General features: G+C 67.4%; 22 protein-coding genes and 1 tRNA gene. 12 read left to right on the top strand and 11 right to left on the bottom strand.

All coding sequences use genetic code 11. The annotated features are described in order from the left end of the window. Positions 1-17: 17 nt before the first annotated feature. Both BV210_RS14965 and BV210_RS14960 read right to left on the bottom strand, forming a co-directional pair. Positions 18-698, bottom strand: a complete 681-nt coding sequence (locus tag BV210_RS14965) for a carbonic anhydrase (RefSeq protein WP_077207422.1) — start codon at positions 696-698, stop codon at positions 18-20. A 112-nt stretch (positions 699-810) separates the two neighbouring features. Then, on the bottom strand, positions 811-1,056 hold the full coding sequence (locus tag BV210_RS14960; RefSeq protein ID WP_077207421.1) for a CopG family transcriptional regulator: 246 nt from the start codon (positions 1,054-1,056) through the stop codon (positions 811-813). Positions 1,057-1,288: 232 nt separating this feature from the next. On the opposite strand from BV210_RS14960, the gene BV210_RS20650 reads away from it, so the two are divergent. Beyond that, complete coding sequence (locus BV210_RS20650) at positions 1,289-2,692, top strand: PRC-barrel domain-containing protein (protein ID WP_077207420.1); 1,404 nt, start codon at positions 1,289-1,291, stop codon at positions 2,690-2,692. Between the two features lies 1 nt (position 2,693). Here BV210_RS20650 and surE read toward each other — a convergent pair whose 3' ends face one another. Beyond that, positions 2,694-3,497, bottom strand: coding sequence for a 5'/3'-nucleotidase SurE (surE, locus tag BV210_RS14950; RefSeq protein ID WP_077207419.1), 804 nt, complete (start codon positions 3,495-3,497; stop codon positions 2,694-2,696). A gap of 105 nt (positions 3,498-3,602) precedes the next feature. Here surE and BV210_RS14945 point away from each other — a divergent pair, with 105 nt between their 5' ends. Next, the gene (locus BV210_RS14945) at positions 3,603-3,908 is read left to right on the top strand and encodes a hypothetical protein (RefSeq protein ID WP_077207418.1); all 306 of its coding nucleotides are present in this window, start codon (positions 3,603-3,605) and stop codon (positions 3,906-3,908) included. A gap of 1 nt (position 3,909) precedes the next feature. Here the strand turns inward: BV210_RS14945 and BV210_RS14940 are convergent, their stop codons facing one another. Next, entirely contained in the window at positions 3,910-5,325 is a 1,416-nt protein-coding gene (locus BV210_RS14940; RefSeq protein ID WP_077207417.1) for a small ribosomal subunit Rsm22 family protein, read from the bottom strand. Continuing rightward, positions 5,322-6,062, bottom strand: a complete 741-nt coding sequence (locus BV210_RS14935; RefSeq protein WP_077207416.1) for a prephenate dehydrogenase/arogenate dehydrogenase family protein — start codon at positions 6,060-6,062, stop codon at positions 5,322-5,324. The genes BV210_RS14940 and BV210_RS14935 overlap by 4 nt, the downstream gene beginning before the upstream one ends. An 84-nt stretch (positions 6,063-6,146) precedes the next feature. Here BV210_RS14935 and BV210_RS14930 point away from each other — a divergent pair, with 84 nt between their 5' ends. After that, positions 6,147-6,944, top strand: coding sequence for a hypothetical protein (locus tag BV210_RS14930; RefSeq protein ID WP_077207415.1), 798 nt, complete (start codon positions 6,147-6,149; stop codon positions 6,942-6,944). Here the strand turns inward: BV210_RS14930 and BV210_RS14925 are convergent. After that, entirely contained in the window at positions 6,920-8,113 is a 1,194-nt protein-coding gene (locus BV210_RS14925; RefSeq protein ID WP_077207414.1) for a Xaa-Pro peptidase family protein, read from the bottom strand. The genes BV210_RS14930 and BV210_RS14925 overlap by 25 nt on opposite strands. A gap of 90 nt (positions 8,114-8,203) precedes the next feature. On the opposite strand from BV210_RS14925, the gene aroA reads away from it, so the two are divergent. Together aroA and BV210_RS14915 are read left to right on the top strand one after the other, a co-directional pair. After that, complete coding sequence (aroA, locus tag BV210_RS14920) at positions 8,204-9,496, top strand: 3-phosphoshikimate 1-carboxyvinyltransferase (RefSeq protein ID WP_077208080.1); 1,293 nt, start codon at positions 8,204-8,206, stop codon at positions 9,494-9,496. Between the two features lie 240 nt (positions 9,497-9,736). Then, on the top strand, positions 9,737-9,970 hold the full coding sequence (locus BV210_RS14915) for a hypothetical protein (protein ID WP_157526045.1): 234 nt from the start codon (positions 9,737-9,739) through the stop codon (positions 9,968-9,970). Between the two features lie 57 nt (positions 9,971-10,027). Here the strand turns inward: BV210_RS14915 and BV210_RS14910 are convergent, their stop codons facing one another. The 4 genes from BV210_RS14910 to BV210_RS14895 are packed head-to-tail and all read right to left on the bottom strand — an operon-like array spanning position 10,028 to position 12,788. Beyond that, a complete protein-coding gene (locus tag BV210_RS14910; RefSeq protein ID WP_077207412.1) occupies positions 10,028-10,225 on the bottom strand; it encodes a hypothetical protein in 198 nt (65 codons plus the stop codon). After that, a complete protein-coding gene (locus BV210_RS14905; protein ID WP_077208079.1) occupies positions 10,222-11,937 on the bottom strand; it encodes a b(o/a)3-type cytochrome-c oxidase subunit 1 in 1,716 nt (571 codons plus the stop codon). Before BV210_RS14905 ends, BV210_RS14910 begins: the two co-directional genes overlap by 4 nt. Before the next feature lie 47 nt (positions 11,938-11,984). Continuing rightward, complete coding sequence (locus BV210_RS14900; RefSeq protein WP_077207411.1) at positions 11,985-12,560, bottom strand: cytochrome c oxidase subunit II; 576 nt, start codon at positions 12,558-12,560, stop codon at positions 11,985-11,987. A gap of 6 nt (positions 12,561-12,566) precedes the next feature. Beyond that, positions 12,567-12,788 carry a hypothetical protein gene (locus BV210_RS14895; RefSeq protein WP_253741541.1) on the bottom strand — a complete coding sequence of 74 codons (222 nt, stop codon included), beginning with the start codon at positions 12,786-12,788 and terminating at the stop codon, positions 12,567-12,569. Between the two features lie 99 nt (positions 12,789-12,887). Between BV210_RS14895 and BV210_RS14890 the strand changes: the two genes are divergently transcribed. The 5 genes from BV210_RS14890 to BV210_RS14870 all read left to right on the top strand — a co-directional run bounded on the left by BV210_RS14890 (position 12,888) and on the right by BV210_RS14870 (position 18,345). Further along, positions 12,888-13,100 carry a hypothetical protein gene (locus BV210_RS14890; protein ID WP_077207410.1) on the top strand — a complete coding sequence of 71 codons (213 nt, stop codon included), beginning with the start codon at positions 12,888-12,890 and terminating at the stop codon, positions 13,098-13,100. Positions 13,101-13,122: 22 nt separating this feature from the next. Beyond that, positions 13,123-13,935 (top strand): sulfite exporter TauE/SafE family protein, encoded by an 813-nt coding sequence (locus BV210_RS14885; protein ID WP_077207409.1) that lies wholly within the window; start codon positions 13,123-13,125, stop codon positions 13,933-13,935. Continuing rightward, positions 13,932-16,256 carry a cation-translocating P-type ATPase gene (locus tag BV210_RS14880; RefSeq protein ID WP_077207408.1) on the top strand — a complete coding sequence of 775 codons (2,325 nt, stop codon included), beginning with the start codon at positions 13,932-13,934 and terminating at the stop codon, positions 16,254-16,256. Before BV210_RS14885 ends, BV210_RS14880 begins: the two co-directional genes overlap by 4 nt. Positions 16,257-16,348: 92 nt before the next feature. Next, the gene (gene aroC / locus BV210_RS14875) at positions 16,349-17,581 is read left to right on the top strand and encodes a chorismate synthase (RefSeq protein WP_077207407.1); all 1,233 of its coding nucleotides are present in this window, start codon (positions 16,349-16,351) and stop codon (positions 17,579-17,581) included. 134 nt (positions 17,582-17,715) lie between these two features. Continuing rightward, positions 17,716-18,345: a uracil-DNA glycosylase family protein gene (locus BV210_RS14870; RefSeq protein ID WP_077207406.1), complete on the top strand. Its 630-nt coding sequence runs from the start codon at positions 17,716-17,718 to the stop codon at positions 18,343-18,345. A 1-nt stretch (position 18,346) separates the two neighbouring features. Here the strand turns inward: BV210_RS14870 and BV210_RS14865 are convergent, their stop codons facing one another. Next, entirely contained in the window at positions 18,347-18,568 is a 222-nt protein-coding gene (locus BV210_RS14865) for a hypothetical protein (RefSeq protein WP_077207405.1), read from the bottom strand. 91 nt (positions 18,569-18,659) lie between these two features. Here BV210_RS14865 and BV210_RS14860 point away from each other — a divergent pair, with 91 nt between their 5' ends. Both BV210_RS14860 and BV210_RS14855 read left to right on the top strand, forming a co-directional pair. Next, positions 18,660-19,409: a DUF2064 domain-containing protein gene (locus BV210_RS14860; RefSeq protein ID WP_077207404.1), complete on the top strand. Its 750-nt coding sequence runs from the start codon at positions 18,660-18,662 to the stop codon at positions 19,407-19,409. A gap of 40 nt (positions 19,410-19,449) precedes the next feature. Next, a tRNA-Ser gene (locus tag BV210_RS14855) sits at positions 19,450-19,533 on the top strand. Positions 19,534-19,686 lie beyond the last annotated feature (153 nt).

Here is a 19,686-nt window from a genome sequence, read left to right as displayed (position 1 = left end):
CCGGTCGGTGTGGGCGCTCAGTACTCCCAGCGACGGTCGATGCGGTCCGCGATTTCGGGGTGGTCGGCGCGCAAGGTTTCGACCGCCGTCTCGCCGTCGACGTTGATCACGTGGACCTCGCCGCGGCGGCCGTCGTACACGTCCTGGAAGTCGTAGACGACGCCGACGACGTTGAGCGAATCGGGGACGTCGTCGCTCTCGCGGAGGAATTCGACCTGCCGGTCGACGTTGTACTCGACGAGGTGGTTGATCGAATTCGGGCGGGAGAGGTCCGAGGGCAGGCGATCCACGCCCGGTTCGATGTGGGGCTTCAACAGGTCGAGACAGTGACCGATCCCGTCCGGTTCGGAGATGCCCTGTGTCAGGGCGTCGTACGTGGCCGTGACGGCGCCACAGCCCGTGTGGCCCACGACGACGGCGATCTCGGTGCCGGTGTGTTCGATGGGGTAGAGGACGTCGCCGGAGACGGTCTCGCCGACCGCGGTGCGCTGGACGACGCGGTTGCCGATGTTGCCACAGGTGAAGATCCGACCGGGTTCGTCGTTCCCCCACATACGGTCCTGCAGGACGCGCGAGTCCGAACAGCAGACGGTGACGACGGCGGGGTGCTGGGCGTCCTGCACGGCGTCGAACCGCCCGTCGAACGCCTCGGCGTGGTCGGCGTTCCGCGCCAGCAGGTCGACGAACGTCTGATCCATACCCCGAGAAATGACGCGGTATCGACGTAACTCTTGGTTTCCCACACCGGACCGACACAACGCGGTGCTCGGCCTGAAATCCCTCTGGTGCAGCCCCCACGGCGAATCGCCGCTAGAGGGTGAACTCGTCGTCGCCGGGTTCATCCCGCATGGCGGGGTCTTGCTGGTCGGCGACGGACTGCTGGAACATGTCGCCGCCCATCTCCTCGGTCTCCTCCTCGGCGGGGCCGTAGGCGTTCAGGCCCTGCGTGAGCAGTTTCTCGACGGCCTCGTCCCAGTTGACGAATTCGCCCTGATTCACCATGCGTTCGATGTCGCTCTCGACGCGGTCGGACAGCTCCATCTCGATCTTGGCCATACCCCCGCTCGGGGCAACAGGCAGGTAAGGTTTGGGTCTGGTCCGTCCGGCCGAACCCGAATCGACAGTGTCGCCTCCGCCACCGGGTCGGACCGACGGTACCGACCGCGAGTAAGTGCCGGATACAGACGTGCGATCGATCGGCCGAGCGGCCGGATTCACAGGAAAGGACGGCTTTCCCACGGAACGATGTCCCGCGTTTATCCACGTCGCCGTCGCAAGTGAACCCGCTATGTCTGAGGACACGCGAACCGACCGGGAGCGCCGAATGTCGACCGACCGAGAGACCATCCGGGAGTGGGCACGGGAACACGACGTGGTACCCGTCCGATCCCCGGGGAGCACGGGCGAGGGAGAGCAGTTCACGATGCTCCGTGAATCGGAGATGACGGCGGACCAGGAGCGGGTCGAGTGGACCGAGTTCGAGGGCCGACTCGACGAGGGCGATCACGTCGTGGTCTATCACGGCGAAGGTGGAGACCGACCGATGGAGGTCACCGACCGCCAGACGGCGATGACACGGGCGGACGTGAACGACGCCGAGTTCGAAGAGCGGATCCTGGAGGGGGAGACGGTCACCACACAGATCGAGGAGACCTCCGTCGTCGAGACGGTCGTCCACGAGGAGGCGACCGTCGAGAGCGAACTGGTAGACAGAACCGTCGTCGACGCCGATATCGTCGACGTGCGACTGGTCGACCGGGAGTGTACGAACTGCGACCTGCTTGCCGACGACGACGCGTCGGCCACGGACGGCTTCGACCGGGACCGCTACCTCGCGATGGCCGACCGGAGTGAGGTCCGTGCGCAGGCCGACACGGAGCGCGACGTTCGCGGCGAGGCGGAACCCACCGGCGATACGACGGCCGAACGGGAGTCCGATATGGCCGAGGACCGCGACGAACGGACGCCGATCGACGCCGACGCGATCCCGTACAGCGCACAGCTCGACGTGCGGGAGACCTGGTCGGTCACGCGCGACCTCGTCGACCAGTACTCGGTCGAGAGCCGCGTGACCGGAGTCGACATCAGCGAGGACGATACACTCGAGGACCACGATATCGACGTGGAGGGACTCCACCGTTCGATCGCCGAGGGCGGCCTCTTCGACACCGACGAGTCGGCCGACGACGTGCTTGCCCAGAGCGAAGTCCGGAGCGAATTCCACGAGAACGACCGGATCCAGACGGAGTTCGAGCGAAGCCGAACCGTCGAAGACGAGGTCATCACCCGGACGCGTATGCACGCGGACGCCACGGACGGTGAACGGCTCGACATGGACATCATCGACACCCGCGAGGTCGTCGGCGAGGAGTCGGCAGACGCTCCCGGAACCGAGATGGGCGAATCGGCGGAAACGACCGGGGCGGCCGCGGCCGGGCAGGAAGCCCAGTTCGACGACGACGTAATCGGCAAGAAGGTGGTCGACGCCACCGGCGACGACGTGGGGACAGTGACCGATGTGGAGGGAGACATGATGTACGTCGATCCCCACCACGGCATCGCCGAACGCGTCATGTCGACGCTCGGCTGGGGTGACGACGAGGAGAGTTACCCGATCCGGAGCGACCACGTCGAGCGAATCGACGACGATCAGATCGTGTTGAAGACGGAAGAACACCTCGACGAGGAGTAACTCAGCGGTCGGCGTCGGAAAACGTCTCGGCGAGCGCGTCGAGCGCCTCGTGGTGTTCGGTGGTGTGTGGCGCGGTCAACGGGGAGACGCTAACCGCCCCGTCGACGACGGCGCGGCGATCGGTCCCCTCGGGGTCGGGAATCTCTCCCTCGCCCATCAGTTCCCAGATGCGGTCGTGGAGGGTGATCTCCTCGCCGTCGCGCTCGGCGTCCATCATGTAGGTTCGGGAGGGTTCGGTGACGACCATCTCGGCGGGGCCCGCACCGCCCTGCTCGGGAACAGGCGCGTTGACGTTGAGATAGTCCGCGTGCTCGAACACGCCAGCGTCGGCGGCATGCTCGGCGAGATAGCGGGTTGCGCTGGCCGCGTTGTCGTAGGCCGAGCGGTCCACGTCCACGTCCGTGTAACTGGTGTCCTCGCTGACGGGAACGTACAGCGAGACGGCGATGGCGGGCACGTCGAAGAAGGTGGCCTCGACGGCCGCACTGACGGTCCCCGACCGACCCAGCACGTACGCGCCGAGGTTGGCCCCCTGATTACAGCCCGCGACGACCAGGTCGGCGTCGGGGACCAGCGTGCCGAGGCCGGCCACCACGCAGTCGGCCGGCGTCCCCTCGATGGCGTAGCCGAGTTCGTGCTCGTGGATCTCGACGTTGTGCGAGAGTGTCCGGCCGACGGCACTTTGATCCGCGGCGGGGGCGACGGCCGTCACCGTCCCGACGGTCGAGAGCACGTCGTAGAGGGCGCGGAACCCGGTGCTCTCGATGCCGTCGTCGTTCGTCAACAGGATCTCCGGTTCGGCCATGTCGCAACCTGTGACCGGCCGTCGCAAAAGGCCACCGCTCACCCGCGACGGTCGGCGACTGAGTCGGGACCAGTTTTATATAATAGTTTTTGTAAGTTACAAATTATGACGGAGGAACGGGTACCACCGGAGAACCTGTCGGTACTGGGACGGTGCCGCTGGCTGTTGTTCGAACAGTTCGACGAGTCGCGAGCCGACCGGCTCCGGAGCGCGATCGTCTTCGTCGGCCTGGCGACGAGTTTCCTGGCGTTCGTCGCGGCCACCACGGCGCTCCTGCGGAGCGTCGACCTGTGGTGGGTCGCAGTACTCCTCGGAATGCTGGGTGCGGGGACGCTCGCGTTCGTCTGGCTGCTCGCGCTCGGGTCGTTCGCGACGTGGTTCGAGAACGGCGACGGTCTGGCTCCGGAGTGAGTCAGGCGTCGGCGGGGACGCGGTCGACGACGCTCTCCCCGTCGACCACGAGGTTGTAGGCCTCCTCGTCGTCGTTCCAGAGCGCCAGCACGTTCTCACAGAGCAGGAGGTCGCCGTACGCGGCCGTTCGCAGGTCCTCGTTGAGTGCCGACTCCTTCGTCAGCACGGCGTAGTGAGCGACCTGTTCGCTCCCGTCACCGATCTTGAACAGCGGGTTGGCGTCCTCGCCAGCGAGGTCGTGGCTCAACTTGATCGCCGCCACGTCGATGCGGTTGGAGACGTGCGTGTCCATGTCGGCCATCCGGGCGAACTCGCTGACCGAGGGCGAGAAGTCGATCCGGCGCTGTCCGTCCGGCCGCATGATCGTGTAGGCGTACTGCACGTCGACGTTGACGAACTCGCCGGGTTCGTGGTCGGGGCCGCCGGCCGCCTCGTCCAGTCGGCGCTGGAAGCCCGGCGGTTCGAGGTCTGGCTGGACGTCGAACGACCAGCCCTCGTCGGTCGGCGTGGCATTCGGCCAGAGCCGCACCGTCGGGGCATAGACCGTCAGCCCATCCTCGACGGCGCGCTCGACTTCCCGGAGCCCGATGGCGGTCTCCCGGTCGGCGGGTGCGAGCGCGACGAGCGAGCCGTCGACCGCGAGTGCTTCGCGGTAGCGGTCGACGACGCTGGCGGGGTCGTCGAGTTCGCTCAGAACGTTTGAAAAGAGGAGCAGGTCGTACTCACCCTCGGGTTCGAAGTCCTCCGCCGTCGTTTCGTGGATCGTCGTCCGGAAATTCCGGCCGGTCTCTTCCAGCATGGCCGAGAGCACGTCGGTCGCAGCGCTGGGTTCCACGGCGTGGTACTCGACCAGCGCGTCCTCGGGCACCAGATCGGCCAGCCCCAGCGCCGGGCCGCCGACACCGGCACCCACGTCCAGCACCCTGAGTTTCCGGGGGAGCAGACCGTCCGCGATCAGGTCCGCGAGGACGTACTGGACGGCGGCGTAGTAGTCGGGGAGGTGATAGAGCGCGTAGGAGAGCGCCGTCTCCGCGTCGTACGCCACGTCGTTGCCCCAGAGGTAGTCGGCCTTCAGGTCGCGGATGCGCTCGCGGATCGCCTCGCCCGACTCGCCCTCCGGCCAGCCCGGGCCGTACTCCTCGACGAACAGGTCCTCCAGTGCCAACGAGTACGCCGATGGGAACGCCTCGACGCCGTGGAAAGGAACCGACAGAGAGCCTTCTTCGACCGGTTCGAACGTGCCGTCCTCGTTCTCCAGCAGTCCGAGATCGAAGGCGTCCTCCCGCAACACCTGCGCGATGGCCGCCGGATGGGGGCGCCCCTCGACGTACTCCTGGATCTCCTCGGGGTCGATGGGGCGGACCGACTGGAGGTACCGGGCGTTGTCCCGGACCCCGTCGCGCTGGGCTTCGTTCATCGGTGGTCACCCGCCCGATCGTAGAGCGCGCCGAACGCGTCGGCGTCGGTCGCTGCGAGCTCCTCGGCCGCCGCAGCCACGTCCTCGGCCCCGTCGAAGGCGTCCTGGATGTCGGCGTACACGCGCGCGTCGCCGCCGGTGACTTGTTCGAGGAGGTCGAATAATACCGTGGAGATCGGCGTCTGGAACTCCTCGGGTACCGGGTCGGCGGCCAGCCCGAAGGCGAGGACGGCGGCGTGGGTCTTGGCCTGGACGGTCTCCATCGCGCGGTCGTGCTCGTCCGCCGTGGTCTCGAAGACATCGTTCCCGCGGGCCGTCAGCGCGTCCCGGACCGCGTCGGTCGTCGATCCGGCGGCGTCGACGACGGCGGCGACGTTTCCGGGTTCGTTCTCCGGGGCGAAGAGCGGGTGGAGGCTCAGACGTTCGCGGTCTGGCGCGTGTTCGCGCATCGCGGCGACGGGTTCGGCGGCGACGCCAGTCACGTCGATCAGCGCGCGTTCGGCCCGGTCGGCGTGGGTGGCGATCGCCTCGACGGCGACCGGGATGGGGACTGCGATACAGACCGCCGTGAAGGACTCGTCGGTGTCGAGCGGGACGGCCCGGCCGTCCACGGCGTCGGCGGCGGCGCTCGCGGCCGCGTCGTCGGGATCCGCGAAGGCGATCCCCACGTCGTCCGCCCGGACCGCGTCGGCGAACCACCGGCCCATCGCGCCGGCACCGACCACGAGTACGTTCATGCGGACGTGGTAACCGTGGCCCGCTCAAAAGCGGTTCGGGTCGACGACCGCGAGCCTTTTACCGCCGCGCCGAGGGCATCCGGTATGAACAGGCGGGTGGTGCTCGCGGCCGTAGTCGCCGTCGCGATGGTACTGGCGGGGTGTTCCTGGGTCGAACAGCCGGACACCGACCCCCCGACCGAAGCGAACACGACGGAGCAGGGCGACGGGGGGACCATCCCGACCGGCCGGCTCAACGATCACACCGCCGTGCTGGCCAACGAGAGCTACGAACTCTCCGTCGACGTCACTATCGAGACACCGAACAGGAGCCGGAACGCCAGCGTCGCGGTGGCGAGCGATCCGGACGGCGAGCGACAGCTGATCGGGACGCAGTCACGGAACGGTACACTCGACCGCTACGTGAACAGCACAGCCGTCTTCTCCCGCGTCGACACCAACGGCACGACCGAATACGGCCGCGCCGCGCTCGGGAACGCCAGTTTCTCGACGGCTCACACCGACGGTATCCGACTCAGTCGGCTGGCGCGGATCTACGAGTTCGGGCAGTTCGAACCGGCCGGCAACGTCACCCGCGATGGCAAGCGGTACACCGCCTTCGAGTTGCGCGGCGTGAACACCGGTCCGAACGCGACGGTGACGCTGAATCACTCCTCGGGTGAGATACTGATCGCGCCGAACGGCGTGATCCGCCGCGCGTCCATCGACCTGCGGGGCACCCAGCGGGGAGAACCGTTCGTCTACACTCTCGACTACCGTATCACGGCGGTCGGCGACGTGACGATCCAGCCACCGGAGTGGCTCGACGAGGCACGCAGGAGTGACAACGCGACCCAGACGCCCCGGAACGGGACCACTCAGACGACGAGCGCTTCGGGGTAGTCGGTGAGGTTCTCGTAGCCGTCCTCGGTGACGACGACGATGTCCTCGATCCGGACGCCGCCGACCGCCGGATCGTAGAGGCCCGGTTCGATCGTGATGACGTGTCCGGGTTCGAGTTCGTCACCGCCCGGGCCCACGAGGGGCTGTTCGTGTACGTCCAGCCCGACGCCGTGGCCGGTATTGTGGATGAAGCCGGTCTCCGTGGTCTCGTCGCTTCGGAGAGTGGGTTCGCCGGCGTCCTCGTACACGTCACAGACCGCGTCGTGCACGTCCGAGCCGGTTGCGCCCGGTTCGACGACATCGAGGGCCGCCCGTTTGGCTTCCGCGGTCAGGTCGTACCACCGCCCGATCTCCTCGGAGGGCTGGCCCTTCAGGAAGGTTCGGGTCATGTCGGCGTGGTACGAACTTGTCTTGTCCCGCGGGAAGATGTCGACGATGATCGGTTCGTCGGCCGCCAGTGGGCCGCTCCCGCGGTCGTGCGGATCGGCAGCGGAGGTCCCGCAGGCGACGATGGTCTCGTCGAGCGCACAGCCCTCCCGGAGCAGCGTCACCTCGATCTCTTCTTTGACGCGCTCGCTGGTGAGCGGTTCGCCCTCGTAGTGGAGCTGACCGTCGGCGACGGTCGCGGCGTCCAGCAGTTCCTCGGCAGCGCTCATGGCGGCCTCGTTGGATTTCTGGGCCGCGCGGACGTGGTCGACCTCCTCGTCGGTCTTGGTCGCGCGGATCTCCTCGATCACGTTGGTCCCGCCGCGGCCGATCGGCGGCGTCTCGGGGTCTCGAACCTCGATCCCGTGTTCGCGGAGGCCGTCGGCGGTCGCCAGCGGGAATCGCGAGGGAACGGCGACCGACTCGACGCCGCGCTCGGCGAGGAAGTCGGCGAGGACGCGACGGCCGCCCTCCAGTCGGCCGTGTTCCTCTACCAGCGCGGGCATGTCGTAGTCGACGTGTCGTTCCACCGACGCCGCCCGGCTCTCGGACTTCGCGCGGCCGTACTCCAGGCTGGAGACCAGCAGGTGGACCTCGCCGTCGTAGAGCGTGTGGAACGGATCGGGAGCGGAAAATCCCGAGAGATAGTGCTGATCGGAGTCGTCGCCGTCGGCGTCGATCAGGAAGCCGTCGACGCCCGTTTCGTCTAGAAAGGCGTCGAGTGCGGAGAGATCGGGTTCCATACGCCCGACTGCGTCCCCGACCGACAAAACCTCGTGGGTCGACCGTTCGGGTCCGGTACCCTCATGCCGGCCGACTACGAGGACTCCCGCATGAACGTCGAGATCTCACCGTCACGGGTCGGCGGAACGGTTCAGGCTCCGCCCTCGAAGAGCTACACGCACCGGGCGATCCTCGCGGCGGGGTACGCCGACGGCGCGACCGTCACCGACCCGCTCGTGAGCGCGGACACGCGGGCGACCATGCGCGCCGTCGAAGCCTACGGCGGCTCCGTCGATCGCGGTGACGACGACAGTACCCTCGAAATCGAGGGGTTCGATGGCCAGCCAGGCGTGCCGGCGGACGTGATCGACTGCGCCAACAGCGGGACGACGATGCGGCTGGTGACGGCCGCGGGAGCGCTGGCCGACGGCATCACCGTCCTGACCGGCGACGAGTCGCTCCGGTCGCGGCCCCAGGGGCCACTGCTGGACGCAGTCGAGCAACTGGACGGTCGTGCCGAGAGCACCCGCGGGAACGGGCAGGCACCGCTCGTGGTGAAGGGGCCCGTCGAGGGTGGACGCGTCTCGATCCCCGGCGACGTATCCTCCCAGTACATCACCGCGCTGTTGATGGCCGGCGCGGTCACCGACGATGGGATCGAGATCGACCTGGAGACCGAACTCAAATCCGCGCCGTACGTGCAGATCACCATCGAGGTACTGGAGGCGTTCGGCGTCGAGGGGGTCGAGACCGACGCTGGCTTCCGGGTTGCCGGTGGACAGACGTACTCACCCGAGGGCGGCGAGTACGCCGTGCCCGGCGACTTCTCTTCGATGTCGTACCTGCTGGCCGCCGGGGTGCTGGCGGCCGAGGACGAACTTCTGGTCAGGGGCGCACAGCCCAGCGCGCAAGGCGACGCGGCCATCGTCGATATTCTGGAGCGGATGGGAGCCGACATCGAGTGGGACCGCGAGGCGGGCGTCATCACGACTCGTCAGTCCTCCCTGTCGGGGATCGAGGTCGGCGTCGAGGATACGCCCGATCTCCTACCGACCATCGCGGTGCTGGGCGCGGTCGCCGACGGGACGACGACGATCACCGACTGCGAGCACGTCCGCTACAAGGAGACCGACCGCGTGAGCGCGATGGCCGAGGAACTGACCGCCATGGGCGCGTCGGTCGAGGAGGAGCAGGATAGCCTCACGATCCACGGCGGCGAGACCGACCTCCAGGGCGCGACGGTCGACGGCCGTGCGGACCACCGTATCGTCATGTCGCTGGCGGTTGCCGGGCTGGTCGCCGACGGAACGACGACGATCGAGGGCGGGGAACACGTCGACGTGTCGTTCCCGGACTTCTTCGACGTGTTCGCCGGCATCGGTGCAGACGTGAGCCAGGAGTGACGGCTCGGCGGAGGCGAACGTGGGGGCGAACAGACGGGACGGGCGACTCGCGGCCCAGTGTCCCGTGCTATCGCGGGCTGGGCCGCGACGATGCGTCAGATCATGGGCGGTGGTGGTTCCGGCCCCATTGATAAACTCTCGTGGGCGAACGCGACAGCCGTTCCCTTCGTTACCAGGGTTCTCACGATCTGAGAACGCACAGGACGGATTTGATACCGCATCGCGTAGTTTACGGTGACTATGTCACGACAGACAACTGCGGAACGCATGGCGATGTGGATCGGCCGCGTCGTCGGCCTCCTCGCAGTGGCCTACACGGCGCTTGGAGCGTGGCTCCTGCTCGGGCGACCGACGGTTCCCGGGTCGAACGGCTACCTCGTCGGCTCGCTCGTCTCGGTGCTGCTGTTGCTGGGCGTCGCGTACGTGCTGACCGAACAGAAGCCGATGCTCGGTGACGGTAGACGGTCCATCTAGCCGGCCGAACGACTACTTTTCGGCGTAATTCGGCTTCGAAAAGGGGCCGCCGTCCGGTCAGGCGTCTGCCGCGTCGGGCGTCTCGCTGACCTCCGACCAGACCAGCACGAGGGCGAACGCGACGACGCCGATACCGAGCGAGACGGGCATCGGCAGATCGATCCCGACAAAGGATAGCACGACCGGGAGTTCGATGAACACCGGCACCATGAACGCGCCGACGATCAACAGCGCGGCCGGCGAGAGGCGACTCATGCGATCACCTCCAGCAACGGCGCGATGATTGCCGGCGACGCTTCCTGTCCGGCCGGGTAGAGGCCGGCACCCTGGACGATGCTGTACAGCGGCAACGAGTACGCGAGGATCACGAGCACGACGGCGATCAGCGCCCAGAGCTTGAGGTTGTCCAGCACGGTCGGCGACTGCTCCGGACCGGACAGGGCCGGCGGCAGCGCCGAGTCGAGTCCGCGAGCCGGCTCGTTGTTCATCGCGGTCAGGGCGACGTTCATGAGGAACAGCAGCGCCGAGACGAACAGCAGGACGCCGCCGAACGCCAGTTGCAGCCGGAGGCTGGTGACCGATCCGGCGATCGTCTCGAAGGTGACCTGCGGGTACTGCGGTTCGGCGGTCCGGCGCGGGATGCCCGCGAGGCCACCCCGGTGCATCGCCGCGGACATGAACACCATGCCGACGAACCAGAGGACGACCTGGAAGAGGCCGATCGGACGGCTGTAGAGTTTCCGGCCGGTGATCCGGGGGACGAGCCAGTAGGAGGCGGCCATGAACGTGAGTGCGACGGCCGTCCCGACGGTGAGGTGGAAGTGGCCCGGCACCCAGATGGTGTTGTGGACGAGGTAGTTGATGTTCATCCCGGCGTTGACCATGCCGCTGAACCCGCCGGCGGCGAACATCAGTCCCGCGAGTGCCATCCCGGTGAAGGCCGGATCGCGCCACGGGAGCGCTTTCAGCCAGCCGAAGTAGCCGGTGCCGCCGCGCTGGCGCGCGCCGTGTTCGATGCTCGCGACGACCGTGAAGGCCGTCAGCAGACTGGGCAGCAGGAGGAACATCGTGTTCGTCATCGCGATGAACTTGAACCCTTCCGCGATGCCGGGGTCGACGTACTGGTGGTGGATCCCGACCGGGGTCGAGAGCAGCAGGAAGAGGACGAACACGACGCGTGCGAGCGGGTCGCTGAACAGCCGTCCACCCGCGAGTTTCGGCAACACGGTGTACCACAGCAGGTACGCCGGCATCAGCCAGAAGTAGACGACGGGGTGGCCGAAGAACCAGAACAGCGTCCGCGTGAGCAAGGGGTTCGGCGCGGGCATGAGCCCGAGCGACCACGGGATCAGGAAGACGACGACCTCGACGGCGACGCCCATGGTGGCGATGAACCACATGAGCATCGTCGTGAGGACCATGAACGACTGCAACGGGATGCGCTCGCCGGGGTTCTCGCGCCGCCAGGCGAGATACTGGCGGAACCAGTCGATACCGGCGAGCCACGTCCCGATGATAAACAGCGCGAGGCCGACGTAGAACAGCGGGTGTGCCTGCAGGGGTGCGTAGAACGTGAAGAGTACGTCCGCGCTGATGTTCGATGCCGGCATCAGTCCGGCGAGGATCGAGATACCCGCCATCGCGGTCCCGATCGACATCGCAGTGACCCAGAACCAGGTGAACCGCTTGCTCACCGGCGGACGGTCCAGGCTTCGCGTGTTCGCCCACGCGAACACGCCCGCGAGGAAGAAAATGGTGAACACGATCACCAGCAAGACGCCGTGGAGCGTCAGGAGGGTGTAGTAGTCCTCCGACGGGACGAGCCGGGCGATATCGGTCCGGTGGAGTGCCTGGAGGACGCCCATGAACGCCCCGATCCCGAAGGCGACGAACGCCGTCAGGAACAGCGACCGCACGACCCGCGAGACGTGGGGGAACTGAATCAGAAAGGAGTTGTCCGGGAGCATCTCCCGGGCCGAGTCGACGGTCTCGCCGGTCGTCTCACCGGGGGTACTCACGCCGACTCACCTCCGGTCGGCGTCGCGGTTGCAGTCGCGTTCGTCGTCCCGTTTCCGCTCGTCTCCGTCTGCGTGTCGTCCCCCATCGTGAAGTTTGACGGTTCCTGAACGATCAACTCGCCGGCCATGTCGTGGTGGCCGGAGCCACAGTACTCGTGACAGACGATACCGTAGCGGCCGGGTTCGTCGAACTCGACGGTGACTTTCGCCACCTCGCCGGGGATCACCATCGTGTTGGCGTTCGTCCCGGCGATCTCGAACCCGTGGAGCACGTCCCGGGAGGTCACGTGGAACGTGACCGTGCTGTTCGCGGGCACCTCGATGGTCCCGGGCTGGTAGGCGAACTGCATGGCGATGATGTGGGCCTCGTATTCGTTGGGGCCGACCTTCGTAACACCCGGATCGTCGAACCCGCTCGTGTTTCCGAGGTTACTCGGGTTCACCTGTCCGCCCTCGTCGTTGACCATGACGACGCCGGCACCGACCGCACCGTAGACGACGGTCGAGACGAACCCGACGATCAAAAGCAGGGACGCCCCCAGCCACAGTTTCTCGTAGTTGTGAACGTGCATCCCAGGTCACCCCACCACCGTCGGACCGTTACCCAGGAACTCGACGAAGTACATGTACGTCCACATAAACGCGAGGATGAGGAAGTACACGAACAGTAACGCCAGCGTTCCCTTCGGATCGTACTCCTCCTGTGAGAGCGGTCGATCGATCTCTGCGTCCCGAACCAGAGTGCCGTCGGCGTACGCGTCCTCGCCGACGACTCCGCTGTCTGTCTCCGTCTCGGTCATGATCGAGTGTTCGCACATGTTCGTTAAATTCAATACCGGGAGTTCTCACGTCGTGGGAACAGCGCCCACGATTATACTCCACGTTCGCCAAGAGTCGGTATGATCAGGGGATTCGACTCGCTCTCGCCGCGAATCGTCGTCGCGATTGGATTACTGGCGCTGGTGCCGGTGGTCGTATTCGGCGCGACCCGTTCGTTCTACCTGTCGGCCGTCGTCACGGTCACGAACGTCGTACTGATCTCGACGAGCCTCTACCTGCTGTTCTCGCCGACCGAGGCCGAAGCACGGGAAACCGACCCAGCCCACAACTGAGTGGTAGCCAGCCGATCGATATATGACCGCGACGTATCTCCAGCTGGCCGGTGTGACCGCCGTCGAGGGCAACGTCGACCTGCTGGTGTTCGCCGTGATCGGCCTGCTGGCCGGCGCGCACTGTCTGGGGATGTGTGGACCGCTGGTGACGCTGTACGCCGACCGGATGGACGCACGGACGGGCACCGACCGGAGTCGCCGGCTCACGCCCTTCGCCGTCCGCCAGCACCTGCTGTTCAACCTCGGTCGGACGATCAGCTACGCGGCTATCGGCGCGCTCGCGGCCGCAGCCGGTGGCGTGGTGTTCGCCTCGGTCGGGGACCTCCCCGGCATCGCGAACCCGATCCGTATCGTCGCTGGCCTCGTCGTCGGCCTGGTCATCGTCGCGACGGGTATCCGATACCTGCTGGGCGGTACCGGTCACCTCGACCGGTTCACGCCCGCTGTCGTCACGCGCGGCTTCCAGCGGATCACCGGGTGGCTCACTGCTCGCGTCGACCGGCTGGTCGGCTCGCCGAAGATCGTCGGTCTCGGTGCGGTCCACGGGATCCTCCCCTGTCCGATCCTCTACCCCGCGTACGTCTACGCGTTCGCGCTTGGTGATCCCGTCCGGGCCGCGCTCAGCCTCGGGATCCTCGGACTGGGGACGGTCCCGACGCTCTTTGCCTACGGCACGGTGCTGGGGACGCTCGGTGACGGCCACCGGCGGACACTCCATCGGCTGCTGGGTGGAGCCTTCGTCCTGCTGGGATACATCCCTCTCTCACACGGCCTGATGTTGCTCGGCGTCGGCGTCCCGATGCTACCCGTGCCGTTCTACCAGCCGCTCACATGACCGACTGTACACTCTGTGATCGACCGACGCCGGACCCGCCGATCACCGACGGCGACGGCGGCGAGTACTGCTGTCGGGGCTGTCTCTCGGTCGCCCGTGCGCTCGACGACGTGGAGACGAGCGAGGACGACCTCGACGAGCGCCGTGACACGGACGACATCGAGGTGCCCGAGGACGCCGAGACCGGATACCTCGCGGTCGACGGGATGCACTGCGGGACCTGCGAGGCGTTCCTCGAATCGCGTGCCGTCGAGCAGTCGGGCGTCCACGACGCCGCCGCCAGCTACGCCACGGACACGATGCGGGTCGTCTACGATCCCGACGAGACCCGGGCCGACGACCTCGCCGACACCGTCTCCGGCTACGGGTACACGGCCCGATCCCGGGGGATCGAGTCCGAGAGCGAGGCCGACGAGTCCGCGTGGGCGCTCGCGCTCGGCGGATTCTTCGGCATGATGGTGATGGGCTGGTACGCCATCTTCCTGTACCCCACCTACTTCGGATACGACGTGCCCTTCATCGACCTGAACAGTCTCGTCGGCCTCTACCTGTTCGGGAACGTCTGGCTGCTGACCTCGATCGTCCTCTTCTACACGGGATGGCCGACCCTCCGCGGGGCCTACGTCAGTATCCGGGCCGGCCACCCAAACATGGACCTGCTGGTCGCGCTCGCGGCCACGGCCGCCTACGGCTACAGCACCGTCGCAATGCTGCTCGGCCGCACCCACCTCTACTTCGACGTGACCGTGGCCATCGTCCTCGTGGTCTCGCTGGGCAACTACTACGAGGGCCGGGTCAAGGACCGCGCTGTCGGCCTGCTCTCGGAGTTGACCGAATCCCGGGTCACCGAGGCGCGACGCCTGACAGCCGACGGGACGGAGACGGTCCCGGTCGAGCAGCTGTCGGCCGGCGACCGCCTGCTCGTCAAGGCCGGCGAGCGGCTCCCGACCGACGGCGAAGTGGTCGAGGGATCGGCCGCGGTCGACGAGTCGCTGCTCAGCGGTGAACCGATGCCCGTCGAGAAGGTCCCGGGCGAGGAGGTGATCGGCGGGAGCGTCGTCACCGATTCGCCGCTGACCGTCGAGGTCGCGGCCGACGCCGAAAGCACGCTCGACCGCATCGTCGAGTTGCTCTGGTCCATCCAGAGCACCCGGCCGGGGATGCAACGGCTGGCCGACCGACTCGCGACCGTGTTCGTGCCGACCGTGATCGCGCTCGGTCTCGTGGCGGCGGCGTGGGTTCTGTTGACCGGCGGGAGCGCGGTGTCTGCACTGCTGATCGGGCTCACAGTTCTGATCGTCTCCTGTCCCTGTGCGCTGGGGCTGGCGACGCCGCTGGCCGTCGCCGCCGGGATTCGCGAGGCCGCCGACGCGGGCATCGTCGTCGTCTCCGAGGCCGTCTTCGAGGCGGTCCCAGAGGTCGACGTGATGGTGTTCGACAAGACCGGGACGCTGACCACGGGCGAGATGCGCGTCGCCGAGGTCGTCGGTGACGACCCCGATGTCATCCGCGACCGGGCGGCCGCGGTCGAGTCCCGGGCGAACCATCCCGTCGCCACCGCGATCACCGAGTCGGCCGACGCTCCACCGGAGGCGACCCACTTCGAGCGCCACTCGACCGGCGTCAGCGCCGTCGTGGACGGCGATCGCGTGACTGTCGGCCGGGCTGACCTGCTCCGGGACGAGGGGCTGTCGATCCCGAACTCGCTGGCACAGCGAGCAGAGGGGGCGGCAGCTGCCGGCCAGCGCTCCGTGTTCGTCGGCTGGGACGGCCAGGCGCGGGGACTGCTCCTGCTGGGTGAGCGTGAGCGACCGGAGGCCGCCGAGGTCGTCGCGGATCTCTCGGCCGACCACGAAGTGGTCGTCCTGACGGGCGACGAGAGCGGTGCGGTCGAGCGCATCGAGGATCGCATCGACGCGGACGAGGTGTTCGCCGGCGTCCCGCCGGAAGCCAAAGCCGAGACGGTCGACCGCCTGCGGAGTCGCGGGACCGTCGCGATGGTCGGCGACGGGAGTAACGACGGACCCCCACTGGCCGCCGCGGACCTCGGCGTCGCGCTAGGGAGCGGGACGGACCTGGCGGCCGACGCCGCCGACGCCGTCCTGCTCGACGACGACCTGCGGAACGTGGCCACGCTGTTCGACATCGCCAACGGCACGCACGGCCGCATCCGGCAGAACCTCGGCTGGGCGTTCCTCTACAACGGCGTCGCGATCCCGATAGCCGTCGCCGGCCTGTTGAACCCGCTGTTCGCTGCGGTCGCGATGACTGCCTCCAGCCTCCTCGTCGTCGTCAACTCGGCGCGGTCGCTACGATCGTGACGGTCCCGCGACCCACGTCCGGACTCACACGCAGACGGCTGGGTTCGACGCTTTCTCAACCTTCAAATGCCAGGACCACCCAGAAGGCAGTAATGAACGGCAACAGTTTCGGACGGCTCTTCCAGGTGACGACCTACGGGGAGAGTCACGGGGAAGCGATGGGCTGTACGGTCTCGGGGGTTCCCGCCGGCGTGGAACTCGACGAGGAAGCGATTCAGCGGGAACTCGACCGGCGCAAACCGGGCCAGTCGATGATCACCACCTCCCGGGGCGAACCGGACGAGGTGACGATCAACAGCGGCCTGCAAGACGGCTACACGACAGGCACCCCCGTCGGGATGGTCATCCAGAACAAGGACGCTCGCTCCGGCAAGTACGAACCGTTCGTCACGGCCCCGCGACCGTCCCACGGCGACTACACCTACTCCGCGAAGTTTGGGACGCGCAACTGGGGCGGCGGCGGTCGCTCGTCGGCCCGAGAGACTGTCAACTGGGTCGCCGCGGGCGCGATCGCACAGCAGGTCCTCGACGCCTCGGAGTACGACGTGCAGATCAAGGCCCACGTCAACCAGATCGGCGACGTCGAGGCACCCGAGGTCACCTTCGAGGAGATGCTCGAACACACCGAGGAGAACGAGGTCCGGTGTGCGCACCCCGAGACGGCAGAGGAGATGCGTGAGGTCGCCGACCAGTACCAGCAGGAGGGCGACTCCATCGGCGGGTCGATCTACTTCGAGTGTCGCGGCGTCCCCCGCGGGCTCGGCGCGCCACGGTTCGACTCCGTGCCCGCGCGACTCGGAAAGGCGATGTTCGCCATCCCGGCCGTGACGTCATTCGAGTACGGCCTCGGGCGCGACGCCCGCGACGTGGCCGGCATCGACCGCAACGAGGACTGGGAGTTCGACGACGGCGAGTCCCACCCCGAGACGGTGAGCGAGGAGGGTGACCCAGTCCCCGTCGGCAACGACCACGGCGGCCTCCAGGGCGGCATCACGACTGGCGAACCGATCTACGGCGAAGTATCCTGGCACGCACCCACCTCGATTCCGAAGACCCAGACCACCGCCGACTGGGAGGACGGCGAGCGCAAGGAGATTCAGGTCGTCGGTCGCCACGACCCCGTCCTGCCGCCACGGGCCGTCCCCGTCGTCGAGGCGATGCTCGCCTGCACAGTGCTGGACTTCATGCTGCTGTCCGGCCGGATCAACCCCGACCGCATCGACGGCCGGCCCGGCGAGTACGACACCGACTACCACCCGTCGAGTCCGCAGGACGACCCCGAGGACGCCGCGACCCGGGCCGAGTCGACCGAGGACGACGACTAACCCGGCGACTCGTCGGCCGTCCCCTTCTCCCAACTGTCGCCACTGACACCGCACACCGCGGAGCGAATCGACCACTATCGCCAGCGAATCGATTGCGCCCCGGCGTTTATCCGCGGGCCGGCCCTGGGACGGGTATGGACGCGAATCAGGAGACGGTGGCCAACCCGTTCGGGATGGACGAGGACTGCCGGCAGTGTCCAGCGCTCTGTGAGACCCGGACGCAGATCGTCCACGGCTACGGCGACGTGAGCGCCGACTTCCTCGTCCTCGGGGAGTCCCCCGGATCAGGCGCGGACGCGACCGGCGTCCCGTTCACCGACGACGAGGGCGGCCGCGCAGTCCTCTCGATGCTCTCGGAACTGGGGTTCGTCGACGCCGCCGACGGCGACGAGCCGACCGTCGAGAACGTCTTTCTGACGACGCTGACGCGGTGTCACCATCCCGAACGAGGACCAACAGACGACGAAGTGCGCAACTGCGAGGGATTCCTGACGGCCGAGATCCGGATGATCAACCCCGAGATCATCCTGCCCGTCGGACAGCGGCCGCTCGACGCGCTGGCAGCCGAGTATACGACGAAGCGGGTCGACGATTTCGACGTGGAAGACGACCACGCGACGACGATCAGGGGGCGCGGATTCGAACTGGTCCCCGTGATCGCCCCGGAGGAACAGACCGACGAGCAGCGAGCGGCCCTGCTCGATCACCTCGCGTCGCTACTGGATCGTGACTACCGCCAGACGAAGGGGCGGCGGGGCCGCTGAGTCACCAGTACGGGTTCGAGACGCGGCCGCCGCTGCCGGCGGTGCCGGCCGCCGCGAGGCCGAGGACGAAGAGGGCGGTGAGTGCGAGCGTCGCACCGACCGCCGTGACCGATGTCACCGGCGGTACGCCGGCGATCAGCGTCCCTATGCCGACGGCACCGCCGACGAGCATCCCGGCGATCAACAGCGACCCGACGAATCCGGTCATCTGTTCGTAGATCATATCCCGGGATTGGTCCACCGGTCATATAAACGGGGGTGATTCCGGCGCTCGAAACGGCGCGTTCAAGGGCCGCCCGCGTCGATGGCTACCCATGACTACCGTCGCCGTACTCGCGGACCCGCCGCGCGAGGGACTCGTCCTGCCGAAACTCGTCGCGGAGACGCCGCTCTCCGAGGCCGAGGCGACCGAACTGTACGTCGCCATGCTCCGGGACGTGTGTCGCGCGGTCGAAGCCAGCGGGGGCGACCTCCTCGTCAACTACCGCGACGATGCGGACCTGCCCGAGCACGACGGGGAATCCTCGGAGGCACAGCTCCGGGCGGCCGTCGCGCCGGCGCTGGACTCGCCCGACGACGCACGATACGAGGTACAGGTCGGCGCGTCGTTCTCGGCACGAGCGGGCAACACGGTCTCGCACCTGCTCGAACAGGAACAGGTCACCTCGGCCGCAGTGGTCGAGCCGACCGCGCCGTTTCTGACCCGCACGATCGTCGACAACGCGGCGATGAAGCTCCGGCGACACGCCGTCGTCCTCGGTCCCGCGAGCGACGGCCGGGTGTACTACGCCGGGTTCGCCGAGGGAGTCGACTTCGAGGACGCCTACGAGCCGCCGGTTCTGGAGACGCTGACCGACCGCGGCGTCGCGGCCGACCTGAGCGTGGACTTCCTGCCGACGACGCCGGTCGTCGAGACGCGATCGGATCTGGTGAGTGCGCTGGCTCAGATCAGCGCTCGGGCCACAGCCGAACGAAACCACCCCGCACACACGGCGCAGTGTGTGGCCGAGTTGGGACTTGACGTGGTCGCTGGCGAGGACGGGCCGGAACTGGTTCGGGAGTGACCGACAGGTCTTATAGTGGTCGGGGAAAAGTGGTGGCTGCGGTGGGATAGCGAAGTGGCCTAACGCGACTGCCTTGAGAGCAGTTGTCCTCACGGACTCTGGGGTTCGAATCCCCATCCCACCGTATTTTGCCACGAACAACTCGTGAGTGGCAAATTCGGTGTTGGGATTCGAATCAGGGAGTGAGAGGTGAGTGAGCGGTGCGAGGCGCGAAGCGCCTCGGGGGACGAGCGGCGAAGCCGCGAGTCAGCGAACGAACGGGAACGACCGTGGTTCG

The sequence above is a fragment of the Halorientalis sp. IM1011 genome, from assembly GCF_001989615.1.
Classification (GTDB): domain Archaea; phylum Halobacteriota; class Halobacteria; order Halobacteriales; family Haloarculaceae; genus Halorientalis.
Note: the sequence above shows the minus strand (reverse complement) of the source record. Positions and strands in the feature narration are given on the sequence as shown.

What these genes read in the sequence shown, in the direction of transcription:
- BV210_RS14965 (WP_077207422.1), bottom strand. Translation starts at nt 698, where the DNA reads ATGGATCAGACGTTCGTCGACCTGCTGGCGCGGAACGCCGACCACGCC.
- BV210_RS14960 (WP_077207421.1), bottom strand. Translation starts at nt 1,056, where the DNA reads ATGGCCAAGATCGAGATGGAGCTGTCCGACCGCGTCGAGAGCGACATC.
- BV210_RS20650 (WP_077207420.1), top strand. Translation starts at nt 1,289, where the DNA reads ATGTCTGAGGACACGCGAACCGACCGGGAGCGCCGAATGTCGACCGAC.
- surE (WP_077207419.1), bottom strand. Translation starts at nt 3,497, where the DNA reads ATGGCCGAACCGGAGATCCTGTTGACGAACGACGACGGCATCGAGAGC.
- BV210_RS14945 (WP_077207418.1), top strand. Translation starts at nt 3,603, where the DNA reads ATGACGGAGGAACGGGTACCACCGGAGAACCTGTCGGTACTGGGACGG.
- BV210_RS14940 (WP_077207417.1), bottom strand. Translation starts at nt 5,325, where the DNA reads ATGAACGAAGCCCAGCGCGACGGGGTCCGGGACAACGCCCGGTACCTC.
- BV210_RS14935 (WP_077207416.1), bottom strand. Translation starts at nt 6,062, where the DNA reads ATGAACGTACTCGTGGTCGGTGCCGGCGCGATGGGCCGGTGGTTCGCC.
- BV210_RS14930 (WP_077207415.1), top strand. Translation starts at nt 6,147, where the DNA reads ATGAACAGGCGGGTGGTGCTCGCGGCCGTAGTCGCCGTCGCGATGGTA.
- BV210_RS14925 (WP_077207414.1), bottom strand. Translation starts at nt 8,113, where the DNA reads ATGGAACCCGATCTCTCCGCACTCGACGCCTTTCTAGACGAAACGGGC.
- aroA (WP_077208080.1), top strand. Translation starts at nt 8,204, where the DNA reads ATGAACGTCGAGATCTCACCGTCACGGGTCGGCGGAACGGTTCAGGCT.
- BV210_RS14915 (WP_157526045.1), top strand. Translation starts at nt 9,737, where the DNA reads ATGTCACGACAGACAACTGCGGAACGCATGGCGATGTGGATCGGCCGC.
- BV210_RS14910 (WP_077207412.1), bottom strand. Translation starts at nt 10,225, where the DNA reads ATGAGTCGCCTCTCGCCGGCCGCGCTGTTGATCGTCGGCGCGTTCATG.
- BV210_RS14905 (WP_077208079.1), bottom strand. Translation starts at nt 11,937, where the DNA reads ATGCTCCCGGACAACTCCTTTCTGATTCAGTTCCCCCACGTCTCGCGG.
- BV210_RS14900 (WP_077207411.1), bottom strand. Translation starts at nt 12,560, where the DNA reads ATGCACGTTCACAACTACGAGAAACTGTGGCTGGGGGCGTCCCTGCTT.
- BV210_RS14895 (WP_253741541.1), bottom strand. Translation starts at nt 12,788, where the DNA reads ATGACCGAGACGGAGACAGACAGCGGAGTCGTCGGCGAGGACGCGTAC.
- BV210_RS14890 (WP_077207410.1), top strand. Translation starts at nt 12,888, where the DNA reads ATGATCAGGGGATTCGACTCGCTCTCGCCGCGAATCGTCGTCGCGATT.
- BV210_RS14885 (WP_077207409.1), top strand. Translation starts at nt 13,123, where the DNA reads ATGACCGCGACGTATCTCCAGCTGGCCGGTGTGACCGCCGTCGAGGGC.
- BV210_RS14880 (WP_077207408.1), top strand. Translation starts at nt 13,932, where the DNA reads ATGACCGACTGTACACTCTGTGATCGACCGACGCCGGACCCGCCGATC.
- aroC (WP_077207407.1), top strand. Translation starts at nt 16,349, where the DNA reads ATGAACGGCAACAGTTTCGGACGGCTCTTCCAGGTGACGACCTACGGG.
- BV210_RS14870 (WP_077207406.1), top strand. Translation starts at nt 17,716, where the DNA reads ATGGACGCGAATCAGGAGACGGTGGCCAACCCGTTCGGGATGGACGAG.
- BV210_RS14865 (WP_077207405.1), bottom strand. Translation starts at nt 18,568, where the DNA reads ATGATCTACGAACAGATGACCGGATTCGTCGGGTCGCTGTTGATCGCC.
- BV210_RS14860 (WP_077207404.1), top strand. Translation starts at nt 18,660, where the DNA reads ATGACTACCGTCGCCGTACTCGCGGACCCGCCGCGCGAGGGACTCGTC.